Raw genomic sequence first — 25,406 nt, 5'->3', positions numbered from 1 at the left:
CGCGCGCTACCCGCAATGCGACACAACCCGAATCAAGCGAGGCATCCAGCATGAACCACGAAGTCATCATCACCTGCGCCGTCACGGGCGCGGGCGATACGGTCGGCAAGCATCCGGCGATTCCGGTCACGCCGAAGGAGATCGCGGCCGCCGCGATCGAAGCCGCGAAGGCCGGCGCGACGGTCGCCCACTGCCACGTGCGCGATCCGCAGACGGGGCGCGGCAGCCGCGACCCGAACCTGTATCGCGAAGTGGTCGACCGCATCCGCTCGGCCGACGTCGACGTGATCATCAACCTGACGGCCGGCATGGGCGGCGATCTCGAGATCGGCCCCGGCGAGGATCCGATGCGCTTCGGCAAGGGCACCGACCTGGTCGGCGGCCTCACACGCCTCGTACACGTCGAGGAACTGCTGCCGGAAATCTGCACGCTCGACTGCGGCACGCTGAATTTCGGCGACGGCGATTACATCTACGTGTCGACACCCGCACAGTTGCGCGCCGGCGCGAAGCGCATCCAGGAACTCGGCGTGAAGCCGGAGCTGGAGATCTTCGATACGGGCCATCTGTGGTTCGCGAAGCAGTTGCTGAAGGAAGGGCTGCTCGACGATCCGCCGCTGTTCCAGCTGTGCCTGGGCATTCCGTGGGGCGCACCGGCCGATACGGGCACGATGAAGGCGATGGTCGACAACCTGCCGCCGGGCGCGCACTGGGCCGGCTTCGGGATCGGCCGCATGCAGATGCCGATGGTCGCGCAGGCGATGCTGCTCGGCGGTCACGTCCGCGTCGGCCTCGAAGACAACATCTGGCTCGATCGCGGCGTGCATGCGACCAACGGCACGCTCGTCGAGCGCGCTCGCGAGATCGTCGAACGCCTCGGCGGCCGCGTGCTGACGCCGGCCGAAGGCCGCCGCAAGCTCGGCCTGCCGGCGCGCGGCGAACGTGCGCTGGAGCGTCGCGCGATCGCCGAATTCGCGTGAGCTTTTTCACTGACCGACATTGCATGGCGGTATGCGTCGATGCGCGGCCGCCCACCGATTTCCCCTGAATTGAAGGATGTATCGACATGGCAGTGAAGACCGACATCAAGACGTTTGCCGCGATCGGCACCGGCGTGATCGGCAGCGGATGGATTTCCCGCGCGCTCGCGCACGGTCTCGACGTGGTCGTGTGGGATCCGGCGCCGGGCGCCGAAGCGCGGCTGCGCGCGAACGTCGCGAATGCGTGGCCCGCGCTCGAACGCGTCGGCCTCGCGCCGGGCGCCGATCCCGCGCGGCTGCGGTTCGTGTCGACGATCGAGGAATGCGTCGCCGACGCCGATTTCATCCAGGAAAGCGCGCCCGAGCGCGAGGCGCTGAAGCTCGAGCTGCACGAGCAGATCAGCCGCGCGGCGAAGCCCGATGCGATCATCGCGTCGTCGACGTCGGGGCTGTTGCCGACCGACTTCTACGCGCGGGCGACGCATCCGGAGCGCTGCGTGGTCGGCCATCCGTTCAACCCCGTCTACCTGCTGCCGCTCGTCGAGGTGCTCGGCGGTGCACGCACGTCGCCGGAAGCGGTCGAAGGCGCGATGGAGGTCTATCGCAAGCTCGGCATGCGGCCGCTGCACGTGCGCAAGGAAGTGCCGGGCTTCATCGCGGATCGTCTGCTCGAGGCGTTGTGGCGTGAGGCGCTGCATCTCGTCAACGAAGGCGTCGCGACGACCGGCGAGATCGACGACGCGATCCGCTTCGGTGCGGGTATCCGCTGGTCGTTCATGGGCACGTTCCTGACCTACACATTGGCCGGCGGCGATGCGGGCATGCGACACTTCATGCAGCAATTCGGCCCCGCGCTCGAACTGCCGTGGACGAAACTGGTCGCGCCGACGTTGACCGATGCGCTGATCGACCGCGTCGTCGAAGGCACGACCGAACAGCAGGGCACGCGCAGCATCAAGGAGCTCGAGCGCTATCGCGACGAGTGCATCACCGAGGTGCTGAAATCGATCGCCGCGGTGAAGGCGCGGCACGGGATGCGATTCGAGGAATAAAGGACAGGCGATGACGGGCGATACCCCGCTGACGATTTACCGCGACGTGGTGCGGCCCGAATGGGTCGACTACAACGGCCACCTGCGCGATGCGTTCTACCTGCTGATCTTCAGCTTCGCGACCGATGCGTTGCTGGATCGCATCGGCCTCGACGACGCCGCGCGTCGCGAGCGGGGGCGCTCGGTCTACACGCTCGAAGCGCACGTGAATTATCTGCACGAGATCAAGGAAGGCACGGCCGTGCGCGTCGATGCGCGCGTGCTCGCGCACGACGCGAAGCGGCTGCACCTGTATCTCGAACTGTTCGCCGACGGGCATGGCGACGCGGTATCGGCGAGCGAGCAGATGCTGCTGCACGTCGATACGCGCGACGGTGCGAAATCGGCGCCGTTCGACGACGACGTGGCCGCGCGCGTGGCCGCGCTGCACGCATTGCAGCGCGATTGCGCGGCGCCTGCGTATGCGGGCCGCGTGATCGGGCTGCCGCCGCGCCGCTAGCGGCGCGCTTCGCCTTCCGATCCCCCTTCGACCGCGGAGCGCACACGATGCTCGAACCGGAAATCGCGGCGTTCGTCGCGGCCGTCGACGCGTGGTATCCGGCCGATGCGGCGGCGCGCTCGCCCGGCGAGCAGCGCCGCCTCTACGACCGCTTCGCGGCCGAATGGACGCCGGCTGCGCTGCCGGCCGGCATCGTGCAGCACGACGTCGTGTGGCGCGCGCCGGACGGCCGCACGATCGCGCTGCGGCGCTATACGTCCGCGCACGGTGCGCCGCGCGGCACGGTGCTGTTTTTTCATGGCGGCGGTTTCGTTGTCGGCTCGCTCGACAGTCATGCGCTGATCACCGCGCAACTGGCGGCCGATACGGGCCTCGACGTGATCGCCGTCGACTACCGGCTGGCGCCCGAACACCGCGCGCCGGCCGCACTCGACGATTGCGTGGCGGTGACGCGCGCCGCGCGCGATGCGCGCTGGCCGTTCGGGCCGTGCGCGCACCCGTTGACGCTCGCGGGCGACAGCGCCGGCGGGATGCTCGCGGCGGCGGTGGCGACCGCGCTGCGCGATGCGGGCGAAGCGAGCGTGGACGGCGTCGCGCTTGTTTATCCGATGCTCGGTTTCGAACCGCAATCGCCCGCGCGCGAGACGGAAGCGCACGCGCCGATGCTGACGCTCGACGACGTGCATCGCTATCGCGCGCTGTACTGGGGCGATGACTCGCCCGACGCGCTGCGGAGCGGCAACCCGCTGCTGCGCGCGTCGGTGCCGCTCGAGGCAGCGCGTTTCGACGGCCTGCCGCCGGTGCTCGCGATCGGCGCGGAGCACGATCCGCTGCGCGACGATGCGCGCGTGTACGTCGAACGGATTCGCGCGGCCGGCGGGGGCGCGCGCCACTGGATGGGAGAGGGGCTGGTGCACGGCTGCTGGCGCGCGCTCGGGACGAGCCCGCAGGCCGCACGGATGCACCGGATGGTCGGCGGGTTCTTGCTCGCACCGCACGCGTAGCGAGCGTTTTCCGGGAGGCAACGATGCAGGCAGCGGCGCAACACCGTATCGAGGACTGGCGGACGTTTTCGGCCGACGCGGCCATCGCGACGGCGACGATCGGCGATGACGCGGTGAATATCGAGTGGAGCGACGCGCGACGATCGCCGTTCCATTTCGACTGGCTGCGCGACAACTGCGCGTGTGCCGCGTGCGTGCATGCGATCACGCGCGAACAGGTGTTCGAGATCGCCGATGCGCGAGAGGATCTGTCGGCGCTCACCGTGCATGTCGAAACCGACGGTGCGCTGCATGTGGAATGGAACGACGGGCACCGCAGCGCGTGGTCGCCGGGCTGGTTGCGTGCGCATGCATACGACGATGCGTCGCGCGCGGAGCGCCTGGCCGCGCACGAGCGCCACGTATGGACCGGCGACGATGCGGCGGCGATCGGCGTGTTCGCGTGGCGCGACGTGATGGAGGACGACCGCGCGTTGTTCGCATGGCTCGGCGCCTTGCAGCGCACGGGGCTGACGCTCGTCGAGGGCGTGCCGGCCGAGCGCGGCCGCGTCGACGGGATCGCGCGCCGCATCGGCCTGATCCGCGAAAGCAATTTCGGCGTGCTGTTCGACGTCGAATCGAAGCCGCGCCCGGACAGCAATGCGTATACGTCGCTGAATCTTCCGCCGCACACCGACCTGCCGACACGCGAACTGCAGCCCGGCGTGCAGTTCCTGCACTGCCTCGCGAACGACGCGACGGGCGGCGACAGCATCTTCCTCGACGGCTTCGCGCTCGCGGATGCGCTGCGGCGCGAACATCCGGACGATTTCGAACGACTCGCGTCGACGCCGTTCGAGTTCTGGAACAAGAGCGCGAACAGCGACTACCGCTGTTCGGCGCCGGTGATCGGGCTCGATGCGCGCGGCAACGTCACGGAAGTGCGCGTCGCGAACTTCCTGCGCGGGCCGCTCGATGCGCCGGCCGGTTCGGTTGCAGCGGTCTATCGTGCGTACCGACGATTCCTCGCGCTTGCGCGCGAGCCGCGTTTTCGCGTGCAGCGCCGGCTGCGGGCGGGCGACATGTGGGCGTTCGACAACCGGCGCGTGCTGCATGCGCGCACCGAGTTCGACCCGTCGACGGGCCGGCGGCACTTGCAGGGCTGTTACGTCGATCGCGACGAACTGCTGTCGCGGCGGCGCGTGCTGTCGCGGTCGGCGCCGGCCGGGGCCGTGGCGCACTGACCGGCGCACACGACGCATTCACGCACACCTCGCCGGGAAAAAGCGCCCGGACGCCACGCGTCCGGGCGAAGCCACCCGCTGCCGGGCGGCGGAGGTATGCGTTTCACAAAAAAGACGAGCCCCGCGAAGGGGGCTCGTCCGGACTGCGTGACTTCATCGCGCGATGCGCGGCGCCCGCTGGGGGCGCGTCGGCTTACTGGCCGAAGAAGATCGAATCGCGTGCGTTCGACGACGCAGCCGGCGCACCCGAGTGGACGAGCGGAGCCGGTTGCGCGCCGTAGCCGCTGGTGTCGGCACCATGAACACGCGCTTCGGCGCTCTGGATGTCGTTCGGGTAGTACGGGCTCGACACACCCGGCTTGTAGCCGGCTTGTTCGAGCTGGACCAGTTCGTTGCGCACTTGAGCGCGCGTCACGGTGCTTTGCGCGAATGCGCCGAACGAAGCGGACAGGGCGGCAGCGGCAACGACTGCGGAAACGAGCGATTTCATGGTGACCTCCGGTGTTTTATTGAGTTCGCTCTCGACACCATGTCTTGAGCGATTGATCAAATCTTAGTCACCGGCATGTTCAGGGTAAACGCTGATTTTGACGATAAATTGTTTCCTGACCGGTAACAGTGCGACGCCGAATCAGTCTTTCAACGGGCTTTCTTTTCGGTTGATGCAATAAGTATGAAGAATATCGTGCGCGCCGGCACGCGATTCAGCGCGCTTCGGCCGTCGTGTCGAACGGTCGGCCCGGCGCGCGTCCCGCGGGCGCGCCGGCGCTGAGGAAGCGCACGCCCGTCGCGGCTTCCGAGGCTTCCCACAGCAATGCCGCCGACGCCGCGCTGCGCGCCGCGCGCGGCACGCTTGCCGGTGCCGGCAGCCCGCGCGATTCGAACCAGCCGGACGGACCGATGTACGCGCCGCCGGCCAGATCGGGCGACGTCGCCGCATGAATCGCGGGCAGCGCGCCCTGAGCGGCCGGCTGTGCGAGATACCGGTTCGCGGCGCGCATCAGCGCGGCGCGGGCCGGCGAGCGGTCCATCGCCGGGCCCGCGAACTGCAGGTTGGTCGCCGCGTAGCCGGGGTGCGCGGCGACGCTGATGCCGGCGAACGCCGCGCGCTCGAAACGGCGCTGCAACTCGATCGCGAACACGAGGTTCGCGAGCTTGCTGTCGCAATAGGCGAGATAACGGTTGTAGCGATGTGCGGCGCGCAGGTCGTCGACACGAATCCGGCCGGCGCGGTTGAAACCGCTCGACATCGTGACGACGCGCGCCCGGCGCGCCGCGCGCAGCGCCGGCAGCAGATGGCCCGTCAGCGCGAAATGGCCGAGATGGTTGGTGCCGAACTGCATCTCGAAGCCGTCGCGCGTGTGCCGCAGCGGCAGGAACATCACGCCGGCGTTGTTGCAGAGGATGTCGACGCGGCCGTGGCGTTCGCCGACGTCGGCCGCGAAGCGTGCGATCGACGCGAGATCGGCGAGGTCGAGCGGATCGACTTCAACGCGTGCATGAGGATGAAACCGGCGGATCGCGTCGGCGGCCTGCGCGCCGCGGGCGGCGTCGCGGCAGCCCATCACGACCGTCGCGCCTTTCGCGGCCAGCGTTTCCGCGAGCTGCCAGCCGAGACCGCTGTTGGCGCCGGTCACGACCGCGACCTTCCCGCCTTGCGCCGGGACGTGGCGCGCGCTCCATGCATGCATGTCTGCCTCCATCGGCGCGGCCGATCGGCTGCGGCGCCTAATCGTTACATTGAATGATGTAACGATAGTGCGGGCGGACGTTGCAGACAAGCGGAGGAATTAGACCGGCGCTTCTAGGGCGGGCGGATGGCGTGGCGCCGCCGGCCGGCGCACGGCGGGCGGGTTTTACCTGCTGCCGGCCAGCGCGAGCACTTCGGCGGCGGAGATCATGGCGGCGGCGTTCGCGGGAGCCGGGCGTTCGGCCGGACGGAATACTTCGTCGCCGCGGTGGATGACTTGGCGCGACAGCGCGCAGGTCCCGGTGCGCTGCGCGAAGCGGCGTCGCCAGCGCTGTTCACCGTAGTGGCAGCGGCCGGGTTCGACCCAGCGGACGACGAGCAGCGTATCGGAACGTTCGAGGATTTCGACGTGGACGTCGGCGGGATCGAGCGCAGGCAGGGATTTGGAGGCCTTCATTTTGCCGTTTCCTAAAGCTCGTGCGGGTTCGGCCGTGGCAGTGGATGTCACTACCCGATGGCGAATCCGTAGCGGTTTCCATGAGTGGTGCGCTAAATGTAAGCGTCTGTGACCGGAAAAAACATCCTGTCTGGCTCAAATTACCTTTTGCCGATTTAGAAACAATCCACGCTTATTTTCTTGAAAAACCAACGACAAAAGGCCCCGGACGCGAAGTCCGGGGCGAAAATCGGCCCGCGCGCCGTGTCTGCTCGCCCAGTCACGGGATACATCGCCAGGGACGGAGGTGCCCGCAGAGATCCGGCGCGGGCGGGGGAGGCGATGTACCGGAAGCGCGGTCCGGCAACGCCATGATGGCGCGCGCCACCCGTTGACACCCTGACGCGAACATGACTTTTTTGTCAGTTTTCCTGTCCGCCGCGCGAACGTCGCGGGAAGAAGCGGCTGGAACGCCCGCCGGTATTGGGTTCGAGCGGATCGCGGGGCGACGCCTCGACGCTACTTTCGCGGCCAATTTCGTGCGTCGGACGGATTCTTCGGCCCCGGGTAAATACTGAATCCCAATTTCGTGACAAACGCGCGATCCGTTCCTATGATTGGTTGGACCTTCAGTCCTTTGTGCCAATCGGCCGACGGCTGGCCGGCTTTTTCGGAGAGATGCTCATGAGATTGCAGGGCAAACGCGCGCTGGTGACGGCGGCCGGGCAGGGCATCGGCCGCGCGACCGCGCTGCGCTTCGCGAGCGAGGGCGCCGACGTGCTGGCGACCGACATCAACGAGGCCGCGCTGGTGCGGCTCGAAGCCGACGCCGAGCGCGCGGGCGGCAGGCTGGTCACGCGGCGGCTCGACGTCACCGACGCGAACGACATCGCCGCGCTCGCCGCGAGCGAACGCGCGTTCGACGTGCTGTTCAACTGCGCGGGCTACGTGCACCACGGCTCGATCCTCGAGTGCGACGAAGACGCGTGGGCGTTCTCGCTGAACCTGAACGTCACGTCGATGTACCGGCTGATCCGCGCGCTGTTGCCGGCGATGCTCGAAGCGGGCGGCGCGTCGATCGTCAACATGGCGTCGGCGGCGTCGAGCGTGAAGGGCGTGCCGAACCGCTTCGTGTACGGCACCACCAAGGCGGCCGTGATCGGGCTGACCAAGGCGGTGGCGGCCGATTTCGTCGAGCTGGGCATCCGCTGCAACGCGATCTGCCCGGGCACGATCGAATCGCCGTCGCTGGCGCAGCGGATCGAGGACCAGGCGCGCACGCGCCACGTGTCCGCCGACGAGGTGCGCCAGGCGTTCGTCGCGCGTCAGCCGATCGGCCGCATCGGCACCGCGGACGAAGTCGCCGCGCTCGCGCTGTATCTGGCGTCCGACGAAGCGTCGTTCACCACCGGCACGATTCATCTGATCGACGGCGGCTGGTCGAACTGACGGTGTCTAACCGACCGTGTCCAACTGACCGTGTCCAACCGACCGTGTCCAACCGACCGTGTCTGACCGACCGCGCCTCCCCATTCACTTTCCGCATACACGACGCTATGAAACTGCTGAGATTTGGCGACAAACACCATGAAAAACCGGGCCTGCTGGATGCGCAGGGCCACATTCGCGACCTGTCCGGCGTGATCGACGATATCGCCGGCGACGTGCTGACCCCCGCGTCGCTCGCGCGGCTGCGCGACATTCCGCCGTCGTCGCTGCCGCTCGTCGAAGGCACGCCGCGGCTCGGCGCGTGCGTCGGCCGCGTCGGCAAGTTCATCTGCATCGGGCTCAACTACTCGGATCACGCGGCCGAATCCGGGATGGAAGTCCCGAAGGAGCCCGTCGTGTTCGGCAAGTGGACGAGCGCGATCTCGGGCCCGAACGACGACGTCGAGATCCCGCGCGGCTCGGAGAAGACCGACTGGGAAGTCGAGCTCGGCGTGGTGATCGGCCAGGGCGGCCGCTATATCGACGAAGCCGATGCGCTGTCTCACGTCGCGGGTTACTGCGTCGTAAACGACGTGTCGGAGCGCGAATACCAGCTCGAGCGCGGCGGCACGTGGGACAAGGGCAAGGGCAACGACACGTTCGGCCCGCTGGGCCCGTGGCTCGTGACGGCCGACGAAGTGCCCGATCCGCACGCGCTGCGGCTGTGGCTGGAAGTGGACGGCCACCGTTACCAGAACGGCACGACCGCGACGATGGTGTTCCGCGTGCCGCACCTGATCAGCTACCTGAGCCGCTTCATGAGCCTGCAGCCGGGCGACGTGATCTCGACCGGCACGCCGCCGGGCGTCGGCCTCGGACAGAAGCCGCCCGTCTATCTGCGCGCCGGACAGGTGATCACGCTCGGCATCGACGGGCTCGGCGAGCAACGCCAGCGCACCGTGCAGGCCTGATTTCCTTCAACGGACGGTTCGTCATGCCTATCATTCGATCGATGCGCGTCCTCGACGTGCGCTTTCCGACCTCGCGCCAGCTCGACGGCTCCGACGCGATGAATCCGGACCCCGATTATTCGGCGGCCTACGTCGTGCTCGAAACCGACCGCGACGGCCTCGAAGGTCACGGGCTCACGTTCACCATCGGACGCGGCAACGAAATCTGCTGCGCGGCGATCGACGCGATGCGCCACCTCGTCGTCGGCCTCGACCTCGACTGGATCCGCGAGGACATGGGCCGGTTCTGGCGGCACGTCACGTCGGACAGCCAGTTGCGCTGGATCGGCCCCGACAAGGGCGCGATCCATCTGGCGACGGGCGCCGTCGTCAATGCGGTGTGGGATTTGTGGGCGAAGGCCGTCGGCAAGCCGCTGTGGCGGCTCGTCGCCGACATGAGCCCGGAGGAGCTGGTGCGAGCGATCGACTTCCGCTACCTGACCGACTGCCTGAGCCCGGACGAAGCGCTCGACCTGCTGCGCCGGCAGGCGCCCGGCAAGGCCGCGCGGATCGCCGCGCTGGAGCGCGACGGCTACCCGTGCTACACGACGTCGGCCGGCTGGCTCGGCTACAGCGACGACAAGCTGCGCCGGCTGTGCCGCGAGGCGGTGGAAGAAGGGTTCGACTACGTGAAGCTGAAAGTCGGCGCGAACCTCGAGGACGACATCCGCCGCGTGACGATCGCGCGCGAGGTGATCGGCCCCGACCGCAAGCTGATGATCGACGCGAACCAGGTGTGGGAAGTCGACGAGGCGATCGACTGGGTGCGCGAGCTCGCATTCGCGCGGCCGTGGTTCATCGAGGAGCCGACGAGCCCCGACGACGTCGAAGGACATCGCAAGATCCGCAAGGCGATCGCGCCGGTGCAGGTCGCGACCGGCGAGATGTGCCAGAACCGCGTGCTGTTCAAGCAGTTCATCGCGCGCGGCGCGATCGACGTCGTGCAGATCGACGCGTGCCGGCTCGGCGGCGTGAACGAGATTCTCGCGGTGATGCTGATGGCCGCGAAATACGGGCTGCCGGTGTGCCCGCACGCGGGCGGCGTCGGGCTGTGCGAATACGTGCAGCACCTGTCGATGATCGACTACGTGTGCATTTCCGGCACGAAGGAAGGGCGCGTGACCGAGTACGTCGATCATCTGCACGAGCATTTCGTCGAACCGTGCGTGGTGCGCGGCGCGGCGTACATGCCGCCGACGGCGCCCGGTTTCTCGATCGAGATGAAGCCCGAATCGCTGGAGCAGTACCGGTTCCGCGGCTGACGCATGGCCGCGCACGACGGCGCGCCACGCGTGTCGTGCGCGGCGACAACATGAACGACGGAGACGCGAAGTGGATTTGAATCTGCAAGACAAGGTCGTGATCGTGACCGGCGGCGCGTCGGGCATCGGTGCTGCGATCACGATGCGGCTGGCCGACGAAGGCGCGATCCCGGTGGTGTTCGCGCGCCACGCGCCCGACGACGCGTTCTGGCAAGCACTCGCCCGGAAACAGCCGCGCGCCGCGTGCGTGACCGTCGAGCTGCAGGACGACGCGCAGTGCCGCGACGCCGTTGCGCAGACCGTCGCGCGTTTCGGCCGCATCGACGGCCTCGTCAACAACGCGGGCGTCAACGACAGCATCGGGCTCGACGCCGGGCGCGACGCGTTCGTCGCGTCGCTCGAGCGAAACCTGATCCACTACTACGTGATGGCGCATTACTGCGTGCCGCATCTGAAACAGACGCGCGGCGCGATCGTCAACATCTCGTCGAAGACGGCCGTGACCGGGCAGGGCAACACGAGCGGTTATTGCGCGTCGAAGGGCGGGCAGCTCGCACTGACGCGCGAATGGGCCGTCGCGTTGCGCGACGACGGCGTGCGTGTGAACGCGGTGATCCCCGCCGAAGTGATGACGCCGCTGTACCGGAACTGGCTGGCGGGTTTCGACGATCCGGACGCGAAGCTCGCCGGCATCGCGGGCAAGGTGCCGCTCGGCCGGCGCTTCACGACGGCCGACGAGATCGCCGATACGGTCGTGTTCCTGCTGTCGGATCGCGCGTCGCACACGACGGGCCAGTGGCTGTTCGTCGACGGCGGCTATACGCATCTCGATCGTGCGATCAGCTGAGGGCCGCGATTCATGCAACCCGACCCGAACCCGAACACCGCGCCGCCGCTGATCGCGCTGGCCGGCATCGGCAAGCGCTTTCCGGGCGTGCAGGCGCTCGACGATTGCCGTTTCGACCTGCGCGCGGGCGAAGTGCATGCGCTGATGGGCGAGAACGGCGCCGGCAAGTCGACGCTGATGAAGATTCTCGCGGGCGTCTATCAGCGCGACGCCGGCGAAATCCGGATGGACGGCCGCCCGGTGGAGATCGCCGATCCACGTGCCGCGCAGGCGCTCGGCATCGGCATCATCCATCAGGAACTGAACCTGATGAACCACCTGAGCGTCGCGCAGAACATCTTCATCGGCCGCGAGCTGCGCGGGCGCTTCGGCGTGTTCGTCGACGAAGACCGGCTGAACCGCGACGCGGCCGCGATTTTCCGGCGGATGCGGCTCGATCTCGATCCGCGCACGCCCGTGGGCAGGCTGACGGTCGCGAAGCAGCAGATGGTCGAGATCGCGAAGGCGCTGTCGTTCGACTCGCGCGCGCTGATCATGGACGAGCCGACCGCCGCGCTGAACAACGCGGAGATCGCCGAACTGTTTCGCATCATCCGCGACCTGCGCGCGAACGGGGTCGGCATCGTCTACATCTCGCACAAGATGGACGAGCTGCGCCAGATCGCCGATCGCGTGACCGTGATGCGCGACGGCAAGTACGTCGCGACCGTGCCGATGGCGGATACGTCGATGGAGGCGATCATTTCGATGATGGTCGGCCGCCAGCTCGATACGGACACCCGCACGCCGCCCGATACGTCCGCGAACGATATCGCGCTCGAAGTGCGCGGGCTGTCGCGCGGCCGCGCGATCCGCGACGTCGGCTTCACGCTGCGGCGCGGCGAGATCCTCGGCTTCGCCGGGCTGATGGGCGCGGGTCGTACCGAGGTCGCGCGCGCGGTGTTCGGCGCGGACCCGGTCGATGCGGGCGAGATCCGCGTGCACGGCAGGACCGTGACGATCCGCACGCCCGCCGACGCGGTGAAGGCCGGCATCGGCTATCTGTCCGAGGATCGCAAGCACTTCGGGCTCGCGGTCGGGATGGACGTGCAGAACAACATCGCGCTGTCGAGCATGCGCCGCTTCGTGCGCCGCGGCATGTTCCTCGATGCGCGCGGGATGCGCGAGACCGCGCAGTCGTACGTGCGGCAGCTCGCGATCCGCACGCCGTCGGTCGCGCAGCCCGCGCGGCTGCTGTCGGGCGGCAACCAGCAGAAGATCGTGATCGCGAAGTGGTTGCTGCGCGACTGCGACATCCTGTTCTTCGACGAGCCGACGCGCGGCATCGACGTCGGCGCGAAAAGCGAGATCTACAAGCTGCTCGATGCGCTCGCCGCCGACGGCAAGGCGATCGTGATGATCTCGTCGGAGCTGCCCGAGGTGCTGCGCATGAGCCACCGGATTCTCGTGATGTGCGAAGGCCGCGTGACCGGCGAATTGCGCGCGGCCGACGCCACGCAGGAAAGGATCATGCAGCTCGCGACGCAGCGCGAGTCGACCGTGTTGCCCTGATTGCCTCGATTGTCCCGATTCAGACGCCTACCCGATCATGTCCAACGATACGCATCCCGTTCCGCCCCTTGCCACCGGCGACACGCCGGCCGCCGCATCGCGCCTGAAATCGCGCTTCTTCAACCCGGCCGCGCGGCAGAAGCTGCTCGCGTTCGCGAGCCTCGTGCTGCTGATCGTGTTCTTCAGCTTCGCGTCGTCGAACTTCCTCGAAGTCGACAACCTCGTGTCGATCCTGCAGGCGACCGCCGTGAACGGCGTGCTGGCCGTCGCCTGTACGTACGTGATCATCACGTCCGGCATCGATCTGTCGGTCGGCACGCTGATGACGTTCTGCGCGGTGATGGCCGGCGTCGTGCTCACGAAATGGGGGATGCCGCTGCCGCTCGGGATCTTGGCCGCGTTGTGCTTCGGCGCGCTGTCGGGCTGCGTGTCGGGCTTCGTGATCGCGAAGATGAAGGTGCCGCCGTTCATCGCGACGCTCGGCATGATGATGCTGCTCAAGGGGCTGTCGCTCGTGATCTCGGGCACGCGGCCGATCTACTTCAACGACACGCCGGGCTTCACGTCGATCGCGCAGGATTCGCTGATCGGCAACCTGATTCCCGCGCTGCCGATCCCGAACGCGGTGCTGATCCTGTTCCTCGTCGCGATCGGCGCGTCGATCGTGCTGAACCGCACCATCTTCGGCCGCTACACGTTCGCGCTCGGCAGCAACGAGGAGGCGCTGCGGCTCTCCGGCGTGAACGTCGACGCATGGAAGATCGCCGTCTACACGTTCAGCGGCGCGGTGTGCGGGATCGCCGGCCTGCTGATCGCGTCGCGGCTGAACTCCGCGCAGCCGGCGCTCGGGCAGGGCTACGAGCTCGATGCGATCGCGGCGGTCGTGATCGGCGGCACGTCGCTGTCCGGCGGCGCGGGCAGCATCGTCGGCACCATCATCGGCGCGTTCATCATGAGCGTGCTGACCAACGGCCTGCGCATCATGTCGGTCGCGCAGGAATGGCAGACGGTCGTGACGGGCGTGATCATCATCCTCGCCGTCTACGTGGACATCCTGCGCCGGCGCCGCCGCTGACGCAGACACGGACGCGAACACGCATGGGCTTCACCGCCGGCCGGGCCGGCATTTCAGTCGATACCAACCAAGGAGACGCGAAGTGATCAGGAGCAAGGTGTTGAACGCGATCGTCGGACTGACGTTCGCCGTCGGCGTCACGACCGGCGCGCAGGCACAGGAAACCTATATCCCGCTGATCTCGAAGGGCTTTCAGCATCAGTTCTGGCAGGCCGTGAAATCGGGCGCGACGCAGGCCGCGAAGGACTACAAGGTGAAGGTGACGTTCGAAGGGCCCGAAACCGAAGCGATGGTCGACAAGCAGATCGACATGCTGTCGGCCGCGATCGCGAAGAAGCCGGCCGCGCTCGGCTTCGCGGCGCTCGACAGCAAGGCCGCGCTGCCGCTGCTGAAGAAGGCGCAGGCCGAGAAGATTCCGGTGATCGCATTCGACTCGGGGGTGGATAGCGACATTCCCGTGACGACGGCCGCGACCAACAACAAGGCGGCTGCCGCGCTCGCCGCCGACAAGCTCGCCGCGCTGATCGGCGACGAAGGGCAGGTGGCCGTGGTCGCGCACGACCAGACGAGCCGCACCGGCATCGACCGCCGCGACGGCTTCCTCGACCGGATGAAGTCGGCGCATCCGAAGGTGCAGGTCGTGACCGTGCAGTACGGCGAAGGCGATCAGCTGAAATCGACCGAAGTGACGAAGTCGATCTTGCAGGCGTATCCCAAGCTCAAGGGGCTGTTCGGCACCAACGAAGGCTCGGCGATCGGCGTGGTCAACGGCGTGCGCGAGATGAAGCGCAAGGTCGTGATCGTCGGCTACGATTCCGGCAAGCAGCAGAAGGACGCGATCCGCAGTGGGCTGATGGCCGGCGCGATCACGCAGAACCCGATCGGCATCGGCTACAAGACGGTCGAGGCGGCCGTGAAGGCGATCAAGGGCGAGAAGCTGCCGAAGGTCATCGATACCGGCTTCTACTGGTACGACAAGACCAATATCGACGATCCGAAGATCGCGGCGGTGCTGTACGACTGAACGTGGCGAATGGGCGGGCGACGATGGGGGCCGCCGCCGCCGCGACGATCGAAGACGAGGGCATCATGGGCGCAATGCGTATCGATTCGCATCAGCACTTCTGGCGTTACCGCGCGGCCGACTATCCGTGGATCGGCCCCGGCATGGGCGTGCTCGCACGCGACTACCTGCCCGACGCGCTGTGGCCGCAGATGCATGCGCAGGCGCTCGGCGCGTCGATCGCGGTGCAGGCGCGCGCCGGGCGCGACGAGACGGCGTTCCTGCTCGATCTGGCGCGCGACGATGCGCGCATCGCGGCGGTGGTCGGCTGGGAGGATCTCGGTGCGCCGGCGCTGGCCGACCGTGTCGCCGAGTGGCGCAGTCCGAAGCTGCGCGGTTTTCGTCATCAGGTGCAGGACGAAGCCGACGTCGGCGCGTTCGTCGCCGATCCCGGCTTCAATCGCGGCGTCGCGTGGCTGCAGGCGAACGGCTACGTGTACGACGTGCTCGTGTTCGAGCGCCAGTTGCCTGACGTGCGTGCGTTTTGCGCGCGGCACGACGCGCACTGGCTCGTGCTCGACCACGTCGGCAAGCCGGCGCTCGCCGAGTTCGAACGCGACGACACGGCGTTCGCGCGCTGGCGCGCGTCGCTGCGCGAACTCGGCGCGCTGCCGCATGTCGCGTGCAAGCTGTCGGGGCTCGTGACCGAAGCCGACTGGCGGCGCGGCCTGCGCGCGCAGGACATCCGGCACATCGAGCAGTGCCTCGACGCGGCGCTCGACGCGTTTGGCCCGCAGCGGCTGATGTTCGGATCGGACTGGCCCGTATGCCTGCTCGCGGCGTCGTACGACGAAGTGGCGTCGCTGGTCGAGCGCTGGGCCGAGTCGCGGCTGTCGGCGGCCGAACGCGGCGCGCTGTGGGGCGGCACGGCCGCGCGTTGCTACGCGGTGCCGGGCGATGTGAAGCGCGGCATATAAAATAGGCGCGAACGGTCTGCCGATTCGTCGGGCCGTCCGGAACGAAACCGATTACCAGCGTCAACGTATGTCCATCCAGCCGATTCAGAACCGCCGCCTCTACCAGCAGATCGCCGACAAGCTCAGTGCGATGATCGAGTCCGGCGATTTCCCGCCGGGCAGCTATCTGCCGCCCGAGCGCGAACTCGCCGAACGGTTCGGCGTGTCGCGCACGTCGGTGCGCGAGGCGCTGATCGCGCTCGAAGTGAACGGGCTCGTCAGTGTGCGCGTCGGCGACGGCGTGAAGGTGCGCCAGCCCGAAGCGTCCGCCGCGCCCGAACCCGCGTCGGCGCCCGATGCGACGGTAACGGTCGCGCCGTTCTCGATCGTCGAGATCGATCCGGAGCTCGGCATCGCGCTCGATCTCGACACGGAAATCCCGCCGTTCGCGCTGCTGCAGGCGCGCCGGCTGATCGAGCCGGAAGCGGCGTCGCTGGCCGCGCAGCACGGCTCGGACGCGCAGATCGAAGGCATTCACGAAGCGTTCCTGCGCAATCAGGACGACAACCGCAGCGGCTCGCTCACGCACCCGGGCGACCGGCTGTTCCATATCCGCATCGCGGAAGCGAGCGACAATCCGGCATATGCGCTGATGATCAAGCAGTTGCTCGCGCACAAGTACGATCCGATGTTCCAGCGGCTGCAGTCGCTGTACATGCCGAACGACATGCCGCACCGGTCGGAGCGCGAGCATCGCGCGATCCTCGACGCGATCCGCGCGCGCGACCCCGATGCCGCGCGCCGTGCGATGGCCGAGCATCTCGACGAAGTGATCCGCATCTTCGGCCGCGCGCTCGACTGAGTGCGCGCGTCGATTCCCTGCAGGTTCGGAAGCGGCGGACGCGATGCACCCCCCTCCCGGCTGCCGACGCGGCCACCGTTCCGCACGAGGACGCCGGCCGCCGGGACCGAACGAACGCTGCGATGCGAGCGCCGCGCGCCGGCCCACCGGCACGCCGCTCGCGCGCCGAATGGAGTGTGACGAATGCGCGTGAACGATTGCCACAATTTTCACGACTTCCGCGAGTTGGCCCGGCGGCGGTTGCCGGGGCCGATCTTCAATTACATCGACGGCGCGGCCGACGATGAAGCCACGTATCGACGCAACACCAGTGCGTTCGAGCACTGCGATCTGGTGCCGAACGTGTTGCGCGGCGTGCGCGATGTCGATCTGTCGGTGACGGTCATGGGGCAGAAACTCGGCATGCCGGTTTATTGTTCGCCGACGGCGCTGCAACGCCTGTTTCATCACGACGGCGAGCGCGCGGTCGCCGCCGCGGCCGCGAAGTTCGACACGATGTTCGGGGTGTCGTCGCTCGGCACGGTGAGCCTGGAAGAAGCCCGTGCGATCAGCCAGGGTCCGCAGGTGTACCAGTTCTACTTTCACAAGGATCGCGGCCTCAACCGCGAGATGATGAACCGCTCGCGGCAGGCCGGCGTGAACGTGATGATGCTGACCGTGGACAGCATCACCGGGGGAAATCGCGAGCGCGACAAGCGCACGGGCTTCTCGATTCCGTTCCGGCTGACGCTCGCGGGGCTGACCGAGTTCGCGTTGAAGCCGGCCTGGGCATTCAACTATCTGACCCACGAGCGGTTCCGTTTGCCGCAACTCGACCGGCACGTCGACATGGGCGGCGGCGCGATGTCGATCAGCCGCTACTTCACGGACATGCTCGATCCGTCGATGTCATGGGACGACGTCGCCGCGATGGTGCGAGAGTGGAACGGACAGTTTTGCCTGAAAGGCGTGATGTCGGTCGACGACGCGCGCAGGGCCGTGGACATCGGCTGTACCGGCATCGTGTTGTCGAACCACGGCGGGCGGCAACTGGACGGTTCGCGCGCTGCGTTCGATCAGCTTGCCGAGATCGTCGACGCGGTGGGCGACCGGATCGACGTGATGATGGACGGCGGCGTGCAGCGAGGTTCGCACGTACTGAAAGCGCTGGCGCTGGGTGCGAAGGCGGTCGGCCTCGGGCGTTACTACCTGTTCCCGCTCGCCGCCGCAGGCCAGCCCGGCGTCGAGCGCGCGTTGCAGCTGATGCGGGCGGAGATCGAACGGGACATGCGGCTGATGGGCTGCGCGTCCGTTGCGCAGCTCGGGCGGCATCAGCTGCGCTTTCGCTGACGGCGGGTGCGGCGCCGTTCGGGCCCGCACGCCGGCCGGTATCGTGCTCAGAAGCGATCCGCGCGATACGGCGCCGGATCGGTGAACGGCGCCTCGCCGGTCATCATCTCGGCCAGCAGCCGCCCGGTGACGGGGCCGAGCGTCAGCCCGTGATGGTTGTGCCCGAACGCGAACCACAGCCCGCGATGCGCGGGCGCGGGGCCGATCACCGGGCGCATGTCGGGCGTGCACGGCCGGAAGCCGAGCCACGGCTGCGGGTCGAGCCGCTCGCCGAACCCGAACACCGGCCGCGCGACGCGTTCCGCGCGCTCGAGCTGCACGCCCGTCGGCGGAAGCCCGCGCCGCGCGATCTCGACGCCCGTCGTCAGCCGTAGCCCGCGCCGCATCGGCGCGATCACGTAACCGTATTCGCGATCGACGATCGGCGCCGACGGCACGCCGCGCGCGGACGGCGCGTAGTGCATGTGATAGCCGCGCTTCTCGCGCAGCGGGATCTTGTAGCCGAACTTGCCGAACACGGTATCGGACCACGGGCCGAGCGCGACGACGACGGCCGGCGCGGCCGCCGGGCCGTCGTCGGTCCGGACCTGCCAGCCGGGCGACAACGCGTCGAGGCTCGCGGCGTCGCCCGTCAGCAGCGTGCCGCCGCCTTGCACGAACAGTTGCGCATACGCTTTGACGAGCGCGGCCGGATCGACGACGCTTTTCGGGTCGAGCCAGTGCAGTGCGCCGCAAAAGCCCGGTGCGAGGCTCGGTTCGTGCGCGAGCAGCGCGGCCGCGTCGAGCGGCGTGATGCCGAGCCCGTGGCGGCGCGCGGTGAGGCCGGCCTCGGCCACGCCGCGTTCGAACGCCGCCGGCGTGCGGAACGCCTCCAGCCAGCCGCTCGCGCGGATCAGTTCGCCGGCGCCTGCCCGCGCGATCAGCGCGTCGTGTTCGACGATGCAGCGTTCGATCAGCGGCAGCATGTCGCGCGAGGCCGCCGCGTGGCGCAGCGGCGCCGATTCCCACCAGAACCGTGCGAGCCACGGCGCGAACGCGGGCAGCGACGCACTGTGCCAGTAGAGATCGGTCGAGCGGTTCAGCGCATAGCGCATCAGCGTGAACGGGCTGCGCGGGAACGGATACGGTTCGACCGACGAGCGCTCGATCAGCCCCGCATTGCCGAAGCTCGTGCCTTCGCCGGGCGCGCCGCGATCGACGAGGGCAACCTTGCGGCCGCGATCCTGCAGGTGCAGCGCGGCGGAGACGCCGACGATGCCGGCGCCGAGAACGATGACGTCGAAATCCATCGATGGTGAGTGACGGTTGGCGGGGCGCCTGCCCGCGGTACGGTGCGCGCGCCCGGGTTGGAGAGTGTTCGAGCTGCAAGCATACTCGCGGCGGCGCGCGGCACCAAGGGGCGCGTCGCTAGCGGGGCAGGTCGCGCCACGCGGCCGAAAGCCGACGCGCGGCGTCGAAGCACACCGCGTCGTCGCCGGGCGCACCGATCAACTGCACGCCGACCGGCAGTTCGCCCGATGCGAAGCACGGCGCGCTGACGACCGGCAGTCCCGCGAATGAGATCGGCTCGGTCTGTCGTGACGCCGGTGATCGCGAATGCGGGTGTTCAAGTTGGCGGGGAGGCGGTTAGGGGAGACGTCGGCTGATTTGTCGGCGATGGGTGGCTCAGAGGTATCGCGGTTGTTCGCGCAACCGAACGCGAGAAGGTACTCGCGTCCGGTGCGTGGGCAGATCGTGTGACAACGGCTATCTGCAGTCGAGCGTCAGCATTGCGATGCCGTGATTCGTCAATCGACTGTGCAGTTTGTCGAGCCGACCGTGGAGGTAGTTGCAGACGGCGGCCCCATGCACTGGAAAACGTTCTGACTCACCAAGTAAGACCATATGAATTTTGAGGCAGCCGCGCATCCAATCCGCTGATCGATCCTGAGGCGTTGGCACTGAACCAACGATGGATGCCACACTGCCCAAATCACCGAAACAGCCCCAATTCCCCATACTTCCCACGATTTCTCCCGGGTGTATCCCACTGGTTGTCCACGCGACTTTCTACCTAAGATGAAGGAATCGTGCGCGTTAATTCGGTACCTGCACGCGCATGGAGGGAGGCAGTAGGCAGCGTCGGGACCGACGCCAGCGGATGTTCCCGTCATGGATGCGAAAGTGAGCGCGTCCGCTGCCAGTTTTGCGACTGCAGCGGCGCCAACGGGCGCGGCGGCAATGGCCGCGCGGACGGCGTCCGGCCGCCTTGGCCGAATCGCTTCGCTGCGCCACGCGTTTCTCGCAATCGTTTGCGTTCTGAGTGCTGCTCCCGCCGTGCTAGCCGGGGTTCCCGCCGATGCCGACGATACGCCCGACACCGTGCGCATCGCCGCCGCCGCGAGCCCCGCCGATTCCCGCGATCCCGCCATTTCGTCACACGACACGGCCGTGCGTCAGGTCGTGCTCGGCATCATCAGCTTCACGCGCTGGCCGACGACCCCCGTTCGCCTGCATTTGTGCGTGACGGGCCGGCCCGACTACGCACGCGGTCTGATCGACACGCTGCAGGCAGGCTCGACGCTGCTCGACGTGCAGCGCGTGCGCTTCGACGATCCCGCGCTCGGCATGGTCTGCGACGTCGTCTATCTCGGCACCCTGAGCGAAGACGAGAAAACACGGGTGAGGGCAGCAGTGGCCGGCCATCCTGTCCTGACGATCTCGGAGCACGATCCGTCGTGCACCGCAGGCGGCATGTTCTGTCTCAACGTCGACGGCGAACGCGTGTCGTTCGACATCAATCTCGACGCCGTCGCGCGCAGCGGCGTGCGCGTGCATCCGAACGTCCTCAATCTCGCACGACGGCCGGTGACGCCATGACACGGTCCGCACCCTCCGTTTCCGCTTCGCGCCCGCCGCGCCCGACGCTGCAAAGCGTGTTGCGCCGCGCGCACCTGCGTCTCGCGTTCGTCGCCGTGACGATGGCCGCGGTGTCGTTGATCGTCGTCGCCGTGATCGCGTTGCGAGCCTATGCCGGCAACAACCTGAACCTGCTGGCGCGCTCGCTCGGCTATACGGTCGAGGCGGCGCTCGTGTTCGGCGATCGCATCGCGGCGAACGAAGCGATCGGGATGATCGCCGGCGACGAGGACGTCGCGCAGGTGGTCGTCACCGACAGCAAGGGACAACTGTTCGCGACGTGGCAGTTGCCGGCCGGAAACGGGATCGTGCGGCTCGAGCGCGCCGTCGCCGACGTGGCGCTGCCCGGGCCGGTCACCGTGCCGGTGATGCATGACGGCATCATCGTCGGCCACGTCGTCGTGCGCGGCCGCGGGCACCAGTTCTTCGGCTTCCTGCTCGGCGGCGTCGGCGGCATTCTCGGCTGCCTGGCCCTCAGCGTATTCGGTGCGTATGTCAGCTCGAAGCGTCTGCTGCGCGATATCGTTTCGCCGCTGCGCGCGCTGGCGGGTGTCGCGCACGCGGTGCGACGCGAGCGTGCGTTCGGGCGGCGCGTCGAGCCCGCGGCGATCGCCGAACTCAACCAGCTCGGCGACGACTTCAACGCGCTGCTCGACGAATTCGAAGACTGGCAGAACACGCTGCGTGACGAGAACGCGTCGCTCGAGCACAAGGCGACGCACGATGCACTCACCGGGTTGCCCAATCGCGTGCAGTTCGAATCGCGCCTCGCGCTTGCGCTTTGCGATGCCACGTTGACGGGGCAGCGAGTCGCCGTTCTTTATCTCGACTGCGACCGCTTCAAGGAGATCAACGATTGTCTCGGCCACGACGCCGGCGACGCGGTGCTGATCGGCATCGCGTCGCGGCTGCGCACGCGGGTGCGCGAGGCCGATCTCGTCGCGCGCCTGGGCGGCGACGAATTTGCGGTGATGCTGGCGTCGGTGCCCGAGGCGGGTAGCGTGGGCCGGATCGCCGACGAGATTTTGTCCGGCATGGCGCCGTCGATCGAGCTGTCCGACGGCCGCGTGGTGGCCACCATGATGAGTGCCGGCATTGCGCTGTATCCCGATCACGCGTCGGACGCGAGCGGCTTGCTGCGGGCGGCGGATATCGCGATGTACCGCGCCAAGCGCGCGCGGCCGGGATCGTGGCGGTTGGCGGAGAGCGTTGCAGGGCCGGTGTGACGTTGATCGACTCGCGCTGCGGGCGAGGCCGCAGCGGCGGTTAAAAGAAGCGCTTGCAGAGCGGGCGCGATAGAAGGGGATGCGAAATGAACCACTCGTTTCCTTTGAGCATGGGGCGGATGTGCGTCGGGAGTGCGCTGCTGCTGGGCATGCTGCTGGGGGGCTGCAAGACGCCGCCGCTTCATCGCGGGCTGACGCAGACGCAGGTCACGGCGCTGAAGTCGGCCGGGTTCCAGGAGACCGGGCAGGGGTTCGAGTTCGGTTCGACCGGGCCGATCCTGTTCGATTTCGATCGGTACAACCTCAAGCCGGATGTGCGGCGGATCGTCGAACGGATCGGTCGGACGTTGCAGTCGGCGGGGATCAACGGGGTGCGGGTTTATGGATACTCGGACGATGAAGGGGAGGCGGCTTACGATTTGGAGTTGTCGAGACGGCGGGCCGAAGTCGTTGCTGTCGAACTGGTCGACGTCGGACTCGATGCGAAGCGGATCGCGATCGTCGGGAAAGGGAAGCGCGATCCGGTAGGGGACAACAAGACGCCGGCAGGGCGGGCGCAGAATCGGCGGGCGGCGATCGTGGTTTCGCCGCGGTGAGGGAGGTGCGCCGCAATATCGATTGCACACCTGCCGACCAGTAGGCTGTCTAGTATGGTTGCTCAAACACTGCCGCCGGAATGTCCTGGAGCGGTCAGTTCGTTTCAACTGTTTCCTGCCATTGTCACGCAGACGCCTGAGGATGCAGTGTCACGGTTTTCATTGCAGGCCGTCGCGCTGCGTCGGCGCGGCGTGCCGCCTCCGGGGCCCAGCCGGTGGTCTCTTTTTCGGATTTTCAGGGCTCGAACGAAAACGTTTGCGGACGTCTTTCAAGCAGTCGGGTTTTACCCTACATTATCGGGGCTGCGGGCCGGCGAGCCGGCTCATGGAACCTGAGATCACACGCAAGGAACAAGAATGAGTTTCGCTCCGAACGGGGGTATTCCCAGTGGATTGGGCGGCAGTGCGCTCGGCTCGTTGAGCGCGCTCGGGGGCCTCGCCGGCCCGGTGGCGTCGAGCGTGGCCGGCAGCCTCGGGCCGCTCGCCGGCCTGGCCGGGCACGTCGACACCGTGCAGCGCGCGATGCAACTCGCGCAGACCGGCTTCTCGCTGATGGACAAGACGCCCGGCGCGATTGCCGAGGCGATCAACGGCGCTGCCAACCCGGCACGCCTGACCCAGCTCAACCGCTACGTGACGCTCGACACGCCGCTCGGCCCGGATGTGCTGTTGGTCAGCGCGGCCGTCGTCGACGAGCACGTGAACCGGTTGCCGGAAATCCACCTCGACCTGCTGTCGCATCGCCACGACCTGCGCCCGGAGGATCTGATCGGCCAGCAGATCAAGATCCGCTTCGACCAGCAGGCGCGACTGTCGACGCTCGAACGCGTCGTGGCGTCGGGCACCGGCGACAACGACCGCTATTTCGACGGCTACGTCGCGTCGTTCGACCGCGCCGGCAACCCCGGGAACGTCACGCAATACCACCTGACGGCCGTGCCGTGGTTCTGGTTTCTGACGCGCTCGACCGACTGCCGGATCTTCCAGAACAAGACCGCGCAGGACATCCTCACAGAGATCTTCCAGGAACACGGTTTTTCCGATTTCACGTTCGACATCCGGACGAGCCAGAAGCCGCTCGAGTACGTCGTGATGTACCAGGAGAGCTACTACAATTTCTGCGCGCGGCTGATGGAGCAGGAGGGGCTCGTGTGGACGCACCGCTACGAGAAGGACAAGCACTTTCTCGTGATCGGCGACACGAACCTGCTGTTCCGCCCGATCGAGGGGCTCGCCACCGTGCCGTTCGCCGCGACCGAGGCCAGCGAGAGCAGCGGCATCGACCAGTTGCACGAAGGCCGGCGTTTCGGCGTCGGCAAGGTCACGTTCCGCGACTTCAATTACCAGAATCCGTCGTCGCCGCTGATGCTGGTGGAGGCCGGGCCGCAAAACCTCAAGCATGCGCGGCTCGATGCGACCGAGCGGTTCGAGCACCAGTCGCTGTACGACCACGGCGACGACGGCAACCGCTACGCGCGTTACGCGATGGAGGCCGAGGAGGCGCAAGCCCATCGTTATACCGGCGGCGGTTATGCGTGGCGCATGACGACGGCTGGCGCCGTGACCGTCGCGAACCACCCCGTCCTCGAAAACAACCAGGAGTACGTGATCCTGCACGTGCGTCACGAGGCCGTGAACGACTATACGCAGCACAGCGCGAAGCTGCCGTACCGCAACAGCTTCTCGCTGCTGCCGAAGAAGATCCCGTACCGCGCGCCGCGCGCGACGCCGAAGCCGGTGATTCACGGCACGCAGTCGGCGATCGTCGTCGGGCCGAAGGGCGAGGAAATCTATACGAACGGCAGCGCGGTGAAGGTGCATTTCCCGTGGGACCGGCGCGGCAAGAAGGACGGCTCCGATTCGATGTGGGTGCGCGTGTCGCAACCGTGGGCGGGCGACGGCTGGGGCGCGGCCGCGATTCCGCGGATCAAGCAGGAAGTGCTGGTGGCGTTCAACCAAGGCGATCCGGATAACCCGGTGATCGTCGGCCGCGTGTTCAACGGCGAGCAGGGCAACCCGTATCACGGCGCGGCCGGCCAGACGATGGGGATCAAGAGCCAGACGCACAAGGGGCAGGGGTCGAACGAGTTGCTGATGAGCGACGTCAATGGTGCACAGATGTTCTACATGCATGCGCAGAAAGACATGCATACCGTTGTCGAGGACGCGCAATGGACTCAAGTTCTCAAAGGCGACCGGACCGTCGAGGTCGGCAAGGGCAACCATACGACGGCTGTCGCGGTTGGCAACCTGTCGGACGTTGTCGTGCAAGGTAATACGCTGCATCAGACTCCGCAGGGTGTGCACACACTGGAAGCCAAGGAACTCTGGATCAAGATCGGCGGCGACGGCGGCACGCGTATCCACATGACTGCTGACTCGATCGATATCTACAAGGGCGAGTCGGTGATCCACCTGGACGACAGCAACATCAATATCCAGGCTGCTCGAACCGACATCAATCCGAAGAACGGCTAAC

At 67.5% G+C, this 25,406-nt stretch carries 23 protein-coding genes and 1 pseudogene; 19 read left to right on the top strand and 5 right to left on the bottom strand.

From position 1 onward, the window contains the following. Positions 1-50: 50 nt before the first annotated feature. The 5 genes from WS95_RS08710 to WS95_RS08690 all read left to right on the top strand — a co-directional run bounded on the left by WS95_RS08710 (position 51) and on the right by WS95_RS08690 (position 4,758). A complete protein-coding gene (locus WS95_RS08710) occupies positions 51-980 on the top strand; it encodes a 3-keto-5-aminohexanoate cleavage protein (protein WP_034204290.1) in 930 nt (309 codons plus the stop codon). A gap of 86 nt (positions 981-1,066) precedes the next feature. Beyond that, positions 1,067-2,032 carry an L-carnitine dehydrogenase gene (locus tag WS95_RS08705; protein ID WP_059823315.1) on the top strand — a complete coding sequence of 322 codons (966 nt, stop codon included), beginning with the start codon at positions 1,067-1,069 and terminating at the stop codon, positions 2,030-2,032. A gap of 10 nt (positions 2,033-2,042) precedes the next feature. Further along, positions 2,043-2,531, top strand: a complete 489-nt coding sequence (locus tag WS95_RS08700) for a thioesterase family protein (RefSeq protein WP_034204292.1) — start codon at positions 2,043-2,045, stop codon at positions 2,529-2,531. Between the two features lie 47 nt (positions 2,532-2,578). Beyond that, positions 2,579-3,535, top strand: a complete 957-nt coding sequence (locus tag WS95_RS08695; RefSeq protein WP_059823314.1) for an alpha/beta hydrolase — start codon at positions 2,579-2,581, stop codon at positions 3,533-3,535. 23 nt (positions 3,536-3,558) lie between these two features. Then, the gene (locus WS95_RS08690; protein WP_059823312.1) at positions 3,559-4,758 is read left to right on the top strand and encodes a TauD/TfdA family dioxygenase; all 1,200 of its coding nucleotides are present in this window, start codon (positions 3,559-3,561) and stop codon (positions 4,756-4,758) included. Positions 4,759-4,951: 193 nt separating this feature from the next. On the opposite strand, the gene WS95_RS08685 is transcribed toward WS95_RS08690, so the two are convergent. From WS95_RS08685 to WS95_RS08675, 3 genes are all read right to left on the bottom strand, one after another. Further along, entirely contained in the window at positions 4,952-5,248 is a 297-nt protein-coding gene (locus tag WS95_RS08685; RefSeq protein WP_034204295.1) for a DUF4148 domain-containing protein, read from the bottom strand. Positions 5,249-5,462: 214 nt separating this feature from the next. Further along, entirely contained in the window at positions 5,463-6,449 is a 987-nt protein-coding gene (locus WS95_RS08680; protein ID WP_059823558.1) for an oxidoreductase, read from the bottom strand. 165 nt (positions 6,450-6,614) lie between these two features. Further along, positions 6,615-6,905 (bottom strand): DUF3331 domain-containing protein, encoded by a 291-nt coding sequence (locus WS95_RS08675; protein ID WP_006484717.1) that lies wholly within the window; start codon positions 6,903-6,905, stop codon positions 6,615-6,617. A gap of 663 nt (positions 6,906-7,568) precedes the next feature. Between WS95_RS08675 and WS95_RS08670 the strand changes: the two genes are divergently transcribed. From WS95_RS08670 to WS95_RS08625, 10 genes are all read left to right on the top strand, one after another. Next, entirely contained in the window at positions 7,569-8,333 is a 765-nt protein-coding gene (locus WS95_RS08670; protein ID WP_059823556.1) for an SDR family oxidoreductase, read from the top strand. A gap of 107 nt (positions 8,334-8,440) precedes the next feature. Next, positions 8,441-9,283, top strand: a complete 843-nt coding sequence (locus WS95_RS08665; protein WP_059502362.1) for an ureidoglycolate lyase — start codon at positions 8,441-8,443, stop codon at positions 9,281-9,283. Between the two features lie 23 nt (positions 9,284-9,306). After that, positions 9,307-10,584, top strand: a complete 1,278-nt coding sequence (locus WS95_RS08660) for an L-fuconate dehydratase (RefSeq protein ID WP_059823311.1) — start codon at positions 9,307-9,309, stop codon at positions 10,582-10,584. A gap of 70 nt (positions 10,585-10,654) precedes the next feature. After that, positions 10,655-11,431: an SDR family oxidoreductase gene (locus tag WS95_RS08655; protein ID WP_059823310.1), complete on the top strand. Its 777-nt coding sequence runs from the start codon at positions 10,655-10,657 to the stop codon at positions 11,429-11,431. A gap of 12 nt (positions 11,432-11,443) precedes the next feature. Then, the gene (locus WS95_RS08650; protein ID WP_059823308.1) at positions 11,444-12,982 is read left to right on the top strand and encodes a sugar ABC transporter ATP-binding protein; all 1,539 of its coding nucleotides are present in this window, start codon (positions 11,444-11,446) and stop codon (positions 12,980-12,982) included. Positions 12,983-13,019: 37 nt separating this feature from the next. Next, entirely contained in the window at positions 13,020-14,057 is a 1,038-nt protein-coding gene (locus tag WS95_RS08645; RefSeq protein WP_059790804.1) for an ABC transporter permease, read from the top strand. An 82-nt stretch (positions 14,058-14,139) separates the two neighbouring features. After that, the gene (locus tag WS95_RS08640; protein ID WP_059823307.1) at positions 14,140-15,081 is read left to right on the top strand and encodes an ABC transporter substrate-binding protein; all 942 of its coding nucleotides are present in this window, start codon (positions 14,140-14,142) and stop codon (positions 15,079-15,081) included. A gap of 65 nt (positions 15,082-15,146) precedes the next feature. Further along, on the top strand, positions 15,147-16,037 hold the full coding sequence (locus tag WS95_RS08635; RefSeq protein ID WP_059823553.1) for an amidohydrolase family protein: 891 nt from the start codon (positions 15,147-15,149) through the stop codon (positions 16,035-16,037). A 67-nt stretch (positions 16,038-16,104) separates the two neighbouring features. Then, the gene (locus tag WS95_RS08630; RefSeq protein ID WP_034204303.1) at positions 16,105-16,878 is read left to right on the top strand and encodes a FadR/GntR family transcriptional regulator; all 774 of its coding nucleotides are present in this window, start codon (positions 16,105-16,107) and stop codon (positions 16,876-16,878) included. 183 nt (positions 16,879-17,061) lie between these two features. After that, complete coding sequence (locus WS95_RS08625; RefSeq protein WP_059823305.1) at positions 17,062-18,207, top strand: alpha-hydroxy acid oxidase; 1,146 nt, start codon at positions 17,062-17,064, stop codon at positions 18,205-18,207. A 47-nt stretch (positions 18,208-18,254) separates the two neighbouring features. Here the strand turns inward: WS95_RS08625 and WS95_RS08620 are convergent, their stop codons facing one another. Both WS95_RS08620 and WS95_RS35650 read right to left on the bottom strand, forming a co-directional pair. Beyond that, positions 18,255-19,496 carry an NAD(P)/FAD-dependent oxidoreductase gene (locus tag WS95_RS08620; protein WP_034204305.1) on the bottom strand — a complete coding sequence of 414 codons (1,242 nt, stop codon included), beginning with the start codon at positions 19,494-19,496 and terminating at the stop codon, positions 18,255-18,257. A gap of 118 nt (positions 19,497-19,614) precedes the next feature. Then, positions 19,615-19,779, bottom strand: a pseudogene (locus WS95_RS35650) (amidase family protein); the annotation flags it as partial. Between the two features lie 579 nt (positions 19,780-20,358). Between WS95_RS35650 and WS95_RS08615 the strand changes: the two are divergent. The 4 genes from WS95_RS08615 (at position 20,359) to WS95_RS08600 (ending at position 25,405) form a co-directional block, all read left to right on the top strand. Then, positions 20,359-21,066: a YfiR family protein gene (locus WS95_RS08615; RefSeq protein WP_059823304.1), complete on the top strand. Its 708-nt coding sequence runs from the start codon at positions 20,359-20,361 to the stop codon at positions 21,064-21,066. Further along, positions 21,063-22,331: a diguanylate cyclase domain-containing protein gene (locus tag WS95_RS08610; protein ID WP_059823302.1), complete on the top strand. Its 1,269-nt coding sequence runs from the start codon at positions 21,063-21,065 to the stop codon at positions 22,329-22,331. The genes WS95_RS08615 and WS95_RS08610 overlap by 4 nt, the downstream gene beginning before the upstream one ends. Positions 22,332-22,417: 86 nt before the next feature. Continuing rightward, on the top strand, positions 22,418-22,927 hold the full coding sequence (locus tag WS95_RS08605) for an OmpA family protein (RefSeq protein WP_034204308.1): 510 nt from the start codon (positions 22,418-22,420) through the stop codon (positions 22,925-22,927). A 357-nt stretch (positions 22,928-23,284) separates the two neighbouring features. Continuing rightward, the gene (locus tag WS95_RS08600; protein ID WP_059823301.1) at positions 23,285-25,405 is read left to right on the top strand and encodes a type VI secretion system Vgr family protein; all 2,121 of its coding nucleotides are present in this window, start codon (positions 23,285-23,287) and stop codon (positions 25,403-25,405) included. The last annotated feature ends 1 nt before the right edge of the window (position 25,406 follow it).

It is taken from the genome of Burkholderia sp. MSMB1826, from assembly GCF_001526325.1.
Lineage (GTDB): Bacteria > Pseudomonadota > Gammaproteobacteria > Burkholderiales > Burkholderiaceae > Burkholderia.
This window is presented reverse-complemented; position numbering and strand designations above follow the sequence as displayed.

What these genes read in the sequence shown, in the direction of transcription:
- WS95_RS08620 (WP_034204305.1), bottom strand. Translation starts at nt 19,496, where the DNA reads ATGGATTTCGACGTCATCGTTCTCGGCGCCGGCATCGTCGGCGTCTCC.
- WS95_RS08690 (WP_059823312.1), top strand. Translation starts at nt 3,559, where the DNA reads ATGCAGGCAGCGGCGCAACACCGTATCGAGGACTGGCGGACGTTTTCG.
- WS95_RS08625 (WP_059823305.1), top strand. Translation starts at nt 17,062, where the DNA reads ATGCGCGTGAACGATTGCCACAATTTTCACGACTTCCGCGAGTTGGCC.
- WS95_RS08700 (WP_034204292.1), top strand. Translation starts at nt 2,043, where the DNA reads ATGACGGGCGATACCCCGCTGACGATTTACCGCGACGTGGTGCGGCCC.
- WS95_RS08680 (WP_059823558.1), bottom strand. Translation starts at nt 6,449, where the DNA reads ATGCATGCATGGAGCGCGCGCCACGTCCCGGCGCAAGGCGGGAAGGTC.
- WS95_RS08630 (WP_034204303.1), top strand. Translation starts at nt 16,105, where the DNA reads ATGTCCATCCAGCCGATTCAGAACCGCCGCCTCTACCAGCAGATCGCC.
- WS95_RS08600 (WP_059823301.1), top strand. Translation starts at nt 23,285, where the DNA reads ATGAGTTTCGCTCCGAACGGGGGTATTCCCAGTGGATTGGGCGGCAGT.
- WS95_RS08660 (WP_059823311.1), top strand. Translation starts at nt 9,307, where the DNA reads ATGCCTATCATTCGATCGATGCGCGTCCTCGACGTGCGCTTTCCGACC.
- WS95_RS08610 (WP_059823302.1), top strand. Translation starts at nt 21,063, where the DNA reads ATGACACGGTCCGCACCCTCCGTTTCCGCTTCGCGCCCGCCGCGCCCG.
- WS95_RS08685 (WP_034204295.1), bottom strand. Translation starts at nt 5,248, where the DNA reads ATGAAATCGCTCGTTTCCGCAGTCGTTGCCGCTGCCGCCCTGTCCGCT.
- WS95_RS08615 (WP_059823304.1), top strand. Translation starts at nt 20,359, where the DNA reads ATGGATGCGAAAGTGAGCGCGTCCGCTGCCAGTTTTGCGACTGCAGCG.
- WS95_RS08665 (WP_059502362.1), top strand. Translation starts at nt 8,441, where the DNA reads ATGAAACTGCTGAGATTTGGCGACAAACACCATGAAAAACCGGGCCTG.
- WS95_RS08605 (WP_034204308.1), top strand. Translation starts at nt 22,418, where the DNA reads ATGAACCACTCGTTTCCTTTGAGCATGGGGCGGATGTGCGTCGGGAGT.
- WS95_RS08670 (WP_059823556.1), top strand. Translation starts at nt 7,569, where the DNA reads ATGAGATTGCAGGGCAAACGCGCGCTGGTGACGGCGGCCGGGCAGGGC.
- WS95_RS08645 (WP_059790804.1), top strand. Translation starts at nt 13,020, where the DNA reads ATGTCCAACGATACGCATCCCGTTCCGCCCCTTGCCACCGGCGACACG.
- WS95_RS08650 (WP_059823308.1), top strand. Translation starts at nt 11,444, where the DNA reads ATGCAACCCGACCCGAACCCGAACACCGCGCCGCCGCTGATCGCGCTG.
- WS95_RS08705 (WP_059823315.1), top strand. Translation starts at nt 1,067, where the DNA reads ATGGCAGTGAAGACCGACATCAAGACGTTTGCCGCGATCGGCACCGGC.
- WS95_RS08695 (WP_059823314.1), top strand. Translation starts at nt 2,579, where the DNA reads ATGCTCGAACCGGAAATCGCGGCGTTCGTCGCGGCCGTCGACGCGTGG.
- WS95_RS08635 (WP_059823553.1), top strand. Translation starts at nt 15,147, where the DNA reads ATGGGCGCAATGCGTATCGATTCGCATCAGCACTTCTGGCGTTACCGC.
- WS95_RS08675 (WP_006484717.1), bottom strand. Translation starts at nt 6,905, where the DNA reads ATGAAGGCCTCCAAATCCCTGCCTGCGCTCGATCCCGCCGACGTCCAC.
- WS95_RS08710 (WP_034204290.1), top strand. Translation starts at nt 51, where the DNA reads ATGAACCACGAAGTCATCATCACCTGCGCCGTCACGGGCGCGGGCGAT.